The sequence below is a fragment of the Deinococcus pimensis DSM 21231 genome (genome assembly GCF_000519345.1).
Lineage (GTDB): Bacteria > Deinococcota > Deinococci > Deinococcales > Deinococcaceae > Deinococcus_A > Deinococcus_A pimensis.
In genome coordinates, this window is the sequence record NZ_KI912649.1 from 1 (window position 1) to 989 (window position 989).

The 989-nt window shown below is 73.2% G+C and carries 1 protein-coding gene; it reads left to right on the top strand.

The genetic code is table 11. From position 1 onward, the window contains the following. A partial coding sequence (locus DEIPI_RS39900) for a hypothetical protein (RefSeq protein ID WP_045234333.1) occupies nucleotides 1–510 on the top strand: 510 nt, incomplete at its 5' end. Between the last annotated feature and the right edge of the window lie 479 nt (nucleotides 511–989).

The window sequence follows — 989 nt, forward strand, 5'->3', positions numbered from 1 at the left end:
AGCCCCGGGCTCGTGACGGCGCAGCTGCTGGGTCGGGCGGTGCTGCGCGCGCTGGACCGTCCGAGGCCCGCGAACGTCGCGGACGCACCCGGACGGGCCTGGACGGCCATGCGGGACGCGGGCGTCACGACGGTCGTGCTGGAACGCATCTACCCAGTGTGGGCGGTGATGCACCTGTACCAGGCGGAGGCGGGCGTGGCGTTCGTGATCGTCCCGCCCGGGCCGATGCCGGAGGTCACCCTGTCGCCGGCGGACGAGCGGGTACACCTGCCGCGCCTGTGGACGGCGCACCTTCCCTTGTTCGTGCTGGAGTTGTTGCGCTCGTTCGGGTTCGAGCCCGAGTGGGAGGAGATCGCGCCCTTTATGGACGAGCTGCACCGCGTGACGGGGGGGAGTCGCGCGGGCGTGCGGCACCTGTTGGCGCGCGTCGCGGCGGAGACCTTGCTGTCGGGCGAAGGCGCGCTGGAGAAGGCACTCACGTCGGCCCTGGTGGCCAGGAGGAACGCATGAAGTAGAACGCGAAGGTCGGCAAGCATGGGAAGTTCGGATGGAGCACCGTGGTCACGCGGAAGGTCGGGCGGCACGCTGGGAAGCGCGCGGCGGCCACGCAGGGGCGGGAACAGCGGGAGGACGTCGGGACGCAGATCCTCGCCGAGGTGAAGCGAAGGAGGGAGGCGCACCCCGAGGAACGCCGCGCGAGGCAGGTGCTGCATGATCCGAGGCGGCGGGGGACGCCGTTCCGAGAGTGCGTCTGGGGCGCCCCGTCGGTGGTGCAGGTGGACGAGACGCCCGCGGACGTCGTGAAGGGCCGCGGCGGGCGGGGTCGCGCGCGTGGTTTCCAGTTGGACGTACACGCGGGCAAGTTCCTGGGCTCCGCGGGGCGGGACCGGCGGGGTCCGGCGGGGAGGACGCGCCGTCCCCGTGGCGTGAGCGGCGGTTCGAAGCCCTGTGCGTCCGGACGGCGCGGGACGTGGCGAGGGCGCTCGGGC